Origin of the sequence: Nocardioides sp. (genome assembly GCF_036374615.1) — a bacterium.
Classification (GTDB): domain Bacteria; phylum Actinomycetota; class Actinomycetes; order Propionibacteriales; family Nocardioidaceae; genus Nocardioides.
Genome location: NZ_DASUTK010000064.1, coordinates 1 through 8921, shown reverse-complemented (window position 1 = coordinate 8921; position 8921 = coordinate 1). Strand labels below are relative to the sequence as shown.

Here is an 8921-nt window from a genome sequence, read left to right as displayed (position 1 = left end):
CGGTGACCTCCCGCCTGCGCTGCTGGCGCTGGAGGCGACCGTGCTGCTGGTCTCGGTGCGCGGCGAGCGGGAGGTGCCGCTGGCCGACTACTTCACGGGCTACCGGGAGACAGTGCGCGAACCGGACGAGCTCATCCGCGCGGTGCGCGTGCCGCTGCCGAGCCCACCACTGGTCGCGTTCCACAAGGTGGCGAAGCGCCGGTTCGACGACATCTCCGGGGTTGCGATCGGGTTCGCGCTCGACGTGGTCGACGGAACCGTACGCCGGCCGCGGATCGGCCTCGGTGGGGTCGCCGCCACGCCGATCCGGGCGGTGGCGACCGAGGCCGCACTGGAGGGCCGGCCGTGGAACGAGGAGACGGTGGCCGCGGCCGCCGCGGTGCTGCGCGAGGAGGGCACGCCGATCGACGACATGCGCGCGAGCGCGGCGTACCGCTCAGCGATGCTGGGGAACGCCCTGCTGAGGTTCGCGTGGGAGGCGGAGGTGCCCGATGAGTGACCTGAGCCGGCGACCTGAGGGTGCGGTGGTCGGCGAGCAGCTGGCCCACGAGAGCGCTGCGCTGCACGTGACCGGTCACGCGCTCTACACCGACGACCTGGTGCCGCGGATGCCCCGACTGCTGCACGCCCACCCGGTGCAGTCGCCGCACGCCCACGCCCGCGTGACCGGGCTCCGGGTCGAGCCGGCGTACGACGTGCCCGGGGTGGTCCGGGTCCTGACTGCCGAGGACGTGCCGGGCGTCAACGACGCCGGGATGAAGCATGACCAGCCGTTGTTCCCCAGCGAGGTGATGTACGTCGGGCACGGCGTGTGCTGGGTCCTCGGAGAGACCGCGGAGGCGGCCCGGCTCGGTGCGGCCGCGGTCGAGGTCGACTACGAGCCGCTTCGGGCGGTCCTCGGACTGCGCGAGGCGATCGCCGCGGGGTCCTTCCAGGGCGGGCAGCCGACCGTGGTCCGCGGCGACATCGAGGCCGGCCTCGCCGGGTCCGCGCACGTGTTCAGCGGCGAGACCGACATGGCCGGACAGGAGCACTTCTACCTGGAGACCCACGCCTCGCTGGCTCACGTCGACGAGTCCGGACAGGTCTTCCTGCAGTCCAGCACCCAGCACCCGAGCGAGACCCAGGAGATCGTCGCCCATGTCCTGGGGGTCCCGAGCAACGAGGTGACCGTGCAGTGCCTGCGGATGGGCGGCGGGTTCGGTGGCAAGGAGATGGAGCCCCACGGCTACGCCGCCCTCGCCGCCCTCGGCGCGACCCTCACCGGCCGGCCGGTGCGGGTCCGGCTGACCCGCACCCAGGACATGACGATGACCGGGAAGCGGCACGGTTTCCACACCGAGTGGCGGGCAGGGTTCGACGCCGACGGCAAGCTGCAGGCGCTCGACGTCACGCTCACCTCCGACGGCGGCTGGAGCCTCGACCTCTCCGAGCCGGTGCTGGCGCGGGCGCTGTGCCACGTCGAGAACGCCTACTGGATCCCGCACGTGCGCGCACACGGCCGGATCGCGCGCACCAACAAGACCTCACAGACCGCGTTCCGCGGGTTCGGCGGACCGCAGGGGATGATGGTGGTCGAGGACGTCCTCGGCCGCTGCGCCCCCTTGCTCGGCGTCGACCCGGCCGAGCTGCGCCGGCGGAACTTCTACGTCGCGGGCCAGGAGACGCCGTACGGGCAGCCGGTGCGCCACCCGGAGCGACTCGTCACCGCGTGGGAGCAGCTGCTCAGCGACGCCGAGGTGACGCGCCGCCAGCAGGCGGTCGCGGCGTTCAACGCCGCGCACCCGCACACCAAGCGCGCGATCGCGCTGACGCCCGTGAAGTTCGGGATCTCCTTCAACTTCACCGCCTTCAACCAGGCCGGCGCGCTGGTGCACGTCTACAAGGACGGCTCGGTGCTCGTGAACCACGGCGGCACCGAGATGGGTCAGGGCCTGCACACCAAAATGCTGCAGGTCGCCGCCACCGCACTGGGGGTGCCGCTGGAGCGGGTCCGCCTGGCGCCCACCCGCACCGACAAGGTCCCCAACACCTCGGCGACCGCGGCCAGCTCCGGCGCGGACCTCAACGGCGGAGCCGTGAAGCACGCGTGTGAGCAGATCCTGGCCAGGCTGGAGCTGGTGCGCGCGGGTCGCGACCTCCCGTGGGAGGAGCTGGTCCGCGAGGCCTACTTCGGCCGGGTCCAGCTGTGGGCGGCGGGCTTCTACCGGACCGAGGGGCTCCACTGGGACTCCACCGTGATGCGCGGCCACCCGTTCAAGTACTTCGCGTACGGCGTCGCCGCGGCCGAGGTCGAGGTCGACGGCTTCACCGGCGGCTACCGGACCCGCCGCGTCGACATCGTCCACGACGTCGGCGACTCGCTCTCGCCGCTGGTCGACCTCGGTCAGATCGAGGGCGGGTTCGTCCAGGGCGCCGGGTGGCTGACGCTGGAGGACCTGCGGTGGGACGAGTCCGACGGCGACGGGCGGGGTCGGCTGCTGACGCAGGCGGCCTCGACGTACAAGCTGCCGGCGTTCTCGGAGATGCCGGAGGAGATCAACGTGGCCCTGCTGGAGCGCGCCCACGAGGACGGCGCGGTCTACGGCTCCAAGGCGGTGGGCGAGCCGCCGTTGATGCTGGCCTTCTCGGTGCGCGAGGCGCTGCGGCAGGCAGTGGCCGCTTTCGGCCCCGAGGGCGTGAGCGTCGACCTCGCCGCGCCCGCCACGCCGGAGGCGGTCTACTGGGCGATCGAGCGGGCACGACACGGCGACCCCGCAGGCCGGCTCACGATCGGGTCGGTCGAGCCCGCGCAACCTGCCCCCGACAGTCCGCCGTTGCGGCCGCGGTCGGAGCAGCACGCCGAGGCGGTCCCGGAGACGGCGGGCTAGCCGTGCACTGGACCGAGGCGGTGACCCGGCTGCGTCGCGAGCGACGTCCCGGCGTCCTGGTGACGCTGATCGACGTTCGCGGTCACGCCCCGCGCGAGGCAGGTGCGAAGCTGGTCGTCGCGATGGACGCCAGCTGGGGCAGCATCGGCGGCGGCAACCTGGAGGAGACCGCGATCACGCGGGCGCGGGCGATGATCGGCGCCATGCTCGACGAGGGCACGACCTCGCCGGAGACCCTCGAGGTGACGCTGTCGGACAAGGCGCGCACCGATCACGGCCGGCAGTGCTGCGGCGGCGAGGTGACGCTGCTGCTCGAACCGCTCGCGGTCGTGCCCGCGGTGGCGATCTTCGGGGTCGGGCACGTCGGCGTGGAGCTGGCGCGGATCCTCGCGCGTCACGACCTCGAGCTGCATCTGGTCGACTCGCGTCGCGACCAGCTCGACGAGGACCGGCTCGCCGTGCTCGATGACGCGGTCGCGAGCGTCCACGTCCACCACGCACCGGTGCCGGAGGTGGAGCTCGGCAACGTGCCGGCCGGCAGCCACGTGCTGATCTTGACCCACGACCACGCCGAGGACTTCGCACTCTGTGACGCGGCGCTGCGCTGCGCCCACCTCGGCAGCGTCGGCCTGATCGGCTCGTCAGCGAAGTGGGCCCGGTTCCGCCAGGGCCTGCGCGTCGAGGGTCACGACGACGCCTCGATCGACCGGATCGTCTCCCCGATCGGACAGGCAGCGACGGGCGGCCCCACCGTGCCCGGCAAGGATCCGGCGACGATCGCGCTGTCGGTCGCGACGTCGGTGCTCTCACGGCTGGCGGCAGAGCGGGCGGCCCGGTGACGATCTACCGGGCACGGGTCCTCGACACCCCGGAGGACCCGTTCGAGGGCGGCGTGCTGCGGGCCGAGGACGACTGCGCCCTGGTGGTGCACGAGGACGTGATCGTCGCGCGCGGTTCGCTCGCCGACGTACGCAAGCACGATCCCCACGGTCTGGTCATCGACCTGCGCGACGGCTGGTTGCTTCCGGGGCTGGTCGACACCCACGTCCACTACCCGCAGGTGCGGGTGATCGGGGCGCTCGGGATGCCGCTGCTGGAGTGGCTGGAGCGGTGCGCGCTGCCGGAGGAGTGCCGCCTCGCCTCCGACGACTACGCACGTCTGGTCGCCGAGGAGTTCTGCGCGAGCCTGGTCGCTGCGGGGACCACCACGGCCCTGGTGTTCGGGTCCCACTTCAGCGGTGCGGTCGACCAGCTGTTCTCGGTCGTGGAGCACTACGGGCTGCGGGTCACCAGCGGGCTGGTGGTCAGCGATCGAGGTCTGCCGGAGGACCTCCTGACGACCCCGGAGCGGGCGCACGCCGAGTCGGTGGCGTTGGCGGAGAAGTGGCACGGCGTGGGCACGATCCGGTACGCCGTCACGCCTCGGTTCTCCTTCTCCGCAGGCGACCCGATCCTGGAGGCGTGTGCGGCGGCGGCCGCGGACATCGGCGACGCCTGGTTCACCTCGCACGTCAACGAGAACCCGGCCGAGGTGGCCGAGGTCGCCCGGCTCTTCCCCCGATCGGCCCACTACGTCGGGACCTACGACGACCACGGGCTGCTCGACGAGCGGTCCGTCCTGGCGCACGACGTCCACGCCACCGACGCCGAGCTCGAGGTCCTCGCAGCGCGTGGTACGGCGGTCGCCCACTGCCCCTCCAGCAACTCCGCACTGGGCAGCGGGCTGTTCCCGCTCGGCCGGCACGTCGACCACGGCGTCCGGGTCGCGCTCGGCAGCGACGTCGGCGCCGGGACCGGCTTCTCGCTCTTCAAGGAAGGGTTGCAGGCGTACTTCGTGCAGCGGCTGCTCGACGACCAGGGGCGACCGCTGACACCGGCCCATCTGCTCCACCTCGCCACGGCCGCCGGGGCGCAGGCCCTCGGCCTGGGCGACCAGGTGGGCGACCTGTCGCCGGGGAAGGCGTTCGACGCCATCTGCCTGCGACCGGTGCGCGGGACCGAGCTCGACATCGGGCTGCGGCACGTGGGCAGCGCCGACGAGGCGCTCGGCAAGATCTTCACGCTCGCCTCCGACGCAGATGTCGCGGACGTCTGGGTGGGAGGCCGGCAGGTCGCGTCGGGTGGCTTCGTGCGTCACCTCCCCGGCTGATCTCCGACCCCGGTCATCCGACCAGACGGTGCGCCGCCGCGACGATGTCGGTCTCGCTCACGAGCACCGTGCCGGCTGCGGGACCGAGCGGGATGTAGGAGTCCGCGGCGGAGATCCGGGCGAGCGGTACGGCGCTGCCGGCCTCGGCGAGGGCGGCGACGACCGACTCGCCCACCCCCGCAGCCGAGCGTCCTTCGTCGACCACGAGGATGCGACGGGCGCCGGCTGTCGCGGCGAGCAGCGAGCGGACCGGCAGTGGTGTCAGCCAGCGCAGGTCGAGGACCGAGGCCGTCAGCCCGTGCTCTCGGAGGGTGGCGGCCGCGCGCAAGCCGAGGTACACACCGTTCCCGTACGTCACCACGACGACGTCCGGCGCCTCCGTCGTTGTGTGGAGGGCGACCTCGCCCAGGGTGATCGGGGTCGGGGCGTACGGCGCGGTCCACCGGCCGTCGCCGTCGAGCAGGTCGCGGGTGTGGTACCTCGCGATCGGTTCCACGAACACACACACCCGCCCCTCGTGCCGAGCCAGGTCGAGGCAGTGGCGCAGCAGACCGGGGGCATCGGCAGGGTGGCTGGGCACTGCGACCACGATGCCCGGGACGTCGCGCAGCACGGCGAGCGCGTTGTCGTTGTGGAAGTGGCCGCCGAACCCCTGCTGGTACGCCAGTCCCGCGACGCGGACGACCATCCCGTTCTGGTACTGCCCGTCGGAGAAGAAGCGCAGCGAGGCCGCCTCGCCGCGCAGCTGGTCCTCCGCGGTGTGCAAGTAGGCGAGGTACTGGATCTCCGGGACTGGGAGGAAGCCGGCGAGCGAGGTGCCGAGGGCGGTCCCCAGGATGGTCGTCTCGTCCAGCAGGGTGTCGAACACCCGCCCGGCGCCGAACCGCTTCTGGAGGCCGCGGGTCACGCCGTACACGCCGCCCTTGGCGCCCACGTCCTGACCGAAGACGAGGACGTCGGGACCGTCGGACATCGCATCGGACAGGGTGCGGTTGATGGCCTGCGCCAGGGTCAACGACCCGGGAGCCGCGACGTCGGGCAGCTCCCGTCGTACGACCCGCGCCGGAGGCTCGGCCGTGCGCAGCGGGGCCATCACTGCTGCGCGGCTCGCGAGCCGAGACTCGTGCCTGACCTCCTCGGCCGCCGCCCTGACCCGGGCGCGGACCGCTTCGTAGTCCGTGACGACCTCCGCCGGGCTGCGGAGGCCGAGCCGGACCAGCGCCAGGGCGGTGGCGACCAGCGGGTCGCGGTCGAGATCCGCCGCCACGGCCGACCGGGATCGGTAAGCCATCTCGACGTCGGACCCGGCATGCCCCATCAGCCGGACGGTCCGCAGGTGGAGCACGGCTGGTGCCCACGTCTCGCGGACGTACGCCAGCGCGGCCTCGGTCACCTCGAGCAGCTGTTCCGGGTCGCTACCGTCGGCGCGGTGGCACGGCACTCCGGGGAGGCGGCCGAGGACCGTCTCCGGCCAGCCGTTCGGTGTCCGCGTGCTGATCCCCCACCCGTTGTCCTCGCAGACGAGCAGGACCGGGCAGGCCAGGCCGACCCGGTGGACGTACGCCGCAGCGTTGAGCGCGCCCGCCGCCGTGGAGTGGTTCACCGACGCGTCGCCGAAGCTGCAGAGCACCACGGCGTCGTCGGGCCACGGCGTCCTGCGCCCGAGGCGGCGGGCGAGGCCGAGCGCGAAGCCGAGCCCGACCGAGCGCGGCAGGTGCGAGGCGATCGTGGAGGTCTGGGGGACGACGTGGAGCAGCGGGTGACCGAAGACCTTGTGCCGCCCACCGGAGATCGGGTCCCCGGCGGACGCCGTGAGGCCCCTCAGGACGTCGCGGACCGGGTCGACCTCCGCGTCCGAACGCGCGGCGCGGGCCGCGTAGAACCCGCCCGAGCGGTAGTGGAGCAACGCCGGGTCGGTGGGCGCAGAGAGCAGTCCGAGCGCGGCGTTCGACTCGTGCCCGGCGGACCCGATCGTGTAGAAGCCCTCACCCTGGGCAGCCAGCCACCGCGCGGCGAGGTCGAGGTGACGGCTCTGCGCCTGAGCGCCGAACAGCGCCAGCAGCTGCTCACCGCGCGCGGCGTGGCGAGGCTCCCCGGGTCCGACGACGCCAGCCGTCACCCGGCGGGTGAAGTGCTCGTCGACTTCTTCCACCAGCTCCACGAGCACCTAGCAAACACGCCGGACCCGGAGGGGGGAACACCGCCTCAGCCCGGGCTGCGGAGCCAGGGGTCGCGGAGGTCGAAGTACGTCGGCTCTCCGACGCTCAGCGAGTTCAGCTCCTCCATCATGGCGGCGACCTCCGGTGGCGGCTCCTTCTGCTCGCCGGCCCGCGCGGCTTCCTCCGACGTGAAGTAGATGGCCATCGTCCACGCGTCGGCGTCGTGGTTGACGTTGATGGTGCCGAGGATCTCGGGACGGAACGCCTCCCAGTCGATGGTGTCGTTGTCCATCAGCGCCCGGGCACGCTTCGGATCGCTGGTGCGTCCCTGCATCACCTGGACGAAACCGGCCTGGTCGGGATCGCCGGTGATGTCGACGTCGACCGCGGTGCTGTCGTGGAACTCGGGCTCGCCCGCGAAGAGCTTCGCGGCCTGCTGCCACCACGCGTCCTGCTCCGGCCGGCCGGCGTTCTGCCGCGCGGCGTCCTCGGACTCGAAGCGCGCGAGGGCGATGAACTGGCCCTCTTCCGTGACGCCCATCGTGCTGCCGAGCCAGCCGATCGAGCCGGGTGCGAGCTCGGTGAGCCAGCTGTCCATGAGCGCGCGCACCTCCTCGACGTCGGTCACCTTCCCCTGGATCACCTGTACGAACATCGACTCTCCTCCCTCAGCAGCGGATTCCTGTGCCCGGGACCTGTCGACGCTACGCCCGGGTGGAGGCAGCGGCCATCCTCCAGATGGAGTAGGCGGTCCGTCCGGGCTGTACTTCGGTCGCACCGTCGACGACGGTCTCCTGCACGGGATGTGGCACCCGAGCCGACCGGCGTGTTCACGTTCGCCGCCGCGTCGACCGGCACCGACCTGTGGACCGCAGTGCACGACGCGAAGGCCGACCTGATTGGCGTGGCGGCCCACCCACCACGGTCGCGTTGCCGCCGTCCGCGATCGTCGCGGAAGAAGCCCGGCTCGACGGTGACAACCGGCTCCATGTACCCGGACGGGCTGTCCCGGTTCGCGGAGCTGGACGTGGTGGCCGTCCCGGCGATGGCTGCCGCGGAGGGTCTGGTGTACGACCGGTCCGGCTGCTTCCTGGTGGTCGCGGATGACTCCCGGATCACCCCGTCCCGGGACTACGCCCCCGCGTACGAGCGGGACAGCGCCACGGCACGCACGCGTGGTCGGTGTCTGCGCGAAGTGTCCGGGTGCGGGTGGTCGGATGAACGGATGCCTTGGGCTTGGTGGCCGGTTCCTGGGACCATGGAACGTTATTGCCCCCTCGTGACGATTAGTAAGTGAGGGCCGACAAGGGCCGACAAGGGATGGGACACGATCATGGGCGAACCCGCCAGGCCCGCCTGGGATGGTCCAGTTCCGGATGATGCTGGTTTCCGCGAGTGGATACTCGCCCGGGCATGGGCACTGCGGCGTAAGGCGTTCCTCCTGTGCGGGGACTGGTCTGCGGCTGACGACTTGGTGCAGGACGTACTGCTTGCGATGTACCCGCGATGGTCGCGGATCGTGCGGGGCGGAAACGTGGATGCCTACGCCAACCGGGTGCTGGTCGGCAAGCACGTCGACGCTCGGCGCCGTCCGTGGCGGCGGGAACGACCTGTCCAGGAGGTCCCGGACTCGGTTGACACCACCAGCGAACACGCCATCGCTGCCGTCGACGAACGCGACGGGCCTCTCACGGCGGCCCTGGCTGCACTGCCTGCGGGTCAACGCGCCGTCTTGGTCCTGAG

Annotated in this window: 8 protein-coding genes; 6 read left to right on the top strand and 2 right to left on the bottom strand. The window is 72.2% G+C overall.

Features of this window, described 5'->3' with window-relative positions:
- From VFZ39_RS05215 to VFZ39_RS05200, 4 genes are all read left to right on the top strand, one after another.
- The coding region (locus tag VFZ39_RS05215; protein ID WP_330864669.1) for an FAD binding domain-containing protein at positions 1-499 on the top strand (499 nt) is incomplete at its 5' end.
- The gene (gene xdhB / locus VFZ39_RS05210) at positions 492-2870 is read left to right on the top strand and encodes a xanthine dehydrogenase molybdopterin binding subunit (RefSeq protein WP_330864668.1); all 2379 of its coding nucleotides are present in this window, start codon (positions 492-494) and stop codon (positions 2868-2870) included. The genes VFZ39_RS05215 and xdhB, both read left to right, overlap by 8 nt.
- 2 nt (positions 2871-2872) lie before the next feature.
- Positions 2873-3709, top strand: a complete 837-nt coding sequence (xdhC, locus tag VFZ39_RS05205) for a xanthine dehydrogenase accessory protein XdhC (RefSeq protein WP_330864667.1) — start codon at positions 2873-2875, stop codon at positions 3707-3709.
- Positions 3706-5019, top strand: coding sequence for a guanine deaminase (locus VFZ39_RS05200; protein WP_330864666.1), 1314 nt, complete (start codon positions 3706-3708; stop codon positions 5017-5019). The genes xdhC and VFZ39_RS05200 overlap by 4 nt, the downstream gene beginning before the upstream one ends.
- 13 nt (positions 5020-5032) lie before the next feature.
- On the opposite strand, the gene VFZ39_RS05195 is transcribed toward VFZ39_RS05200, so the two are convergent.
- Complete coding sequence (locus VFZ39_RS05195) at positions 5033-7180, bottom strand: thiamine pyrophosphate-dependent enzyme (protein ID WP_330864665.1); 2148 nt, start codon at positions 7178-7180, stop codon at positions 5033-5035.
- Positions 7181-7224: 44 nt separating this feature from the next.
- Positions 7225-7833: a hypothetical protein gene (locus tag VFZ39_RS05190; protein WP_330864664.1), complete on the bottom strand. Its 609-nt coding sequence runs from the start codon at positions 7831-7833 to the stop codon at positions 7225-7227.
- 171 nt (positions 7834-8004) lie between these two features.
- Here VFZ39_RS05190 and VFZ39_RS05185 point away from each other — a divergent pair, with 171 nt between their 5' ends.
- Both VFZ39_RS05185 and VFZ39_RS05180 read left to right on the top strand, forming a co-directional pair.
- On the top strand, positions 8005-8475 hold the full coding sequence (locus tag VFZ39_RS05185; protein WP_330864663.1) for a hypothetical protein: 471 nt from the start codon (positions 8005-8007) through the stop codon (positions 8473-8475).
- 36 nt (positions 8476-8511) lie between these two features.
- On the top strand, positions 8512-8921 hold a 410-nt coding region (locus VFZ39_RS05180; protein ID WP_330864662.1), incomplete at its 3' end, for a sigma factor.

Bases quoted from the DNA above. Each gene is read 5' to 3' on its own strand.
- VFZ39_RS05190 (WP_330864664.1), bottom strand. From the start codon at position 7,833: ATGTTCGTACAGGTGATCCAGGGGAAGGTGACCGACGTCGAGGAGGTG.
- xdhB (WP_330864668.1), top strand. From the start codon at position 492: ATGAGTGACCTGAGCCGGCGACCTGAGGGTGCGGTGGTCGGCGAGCAG.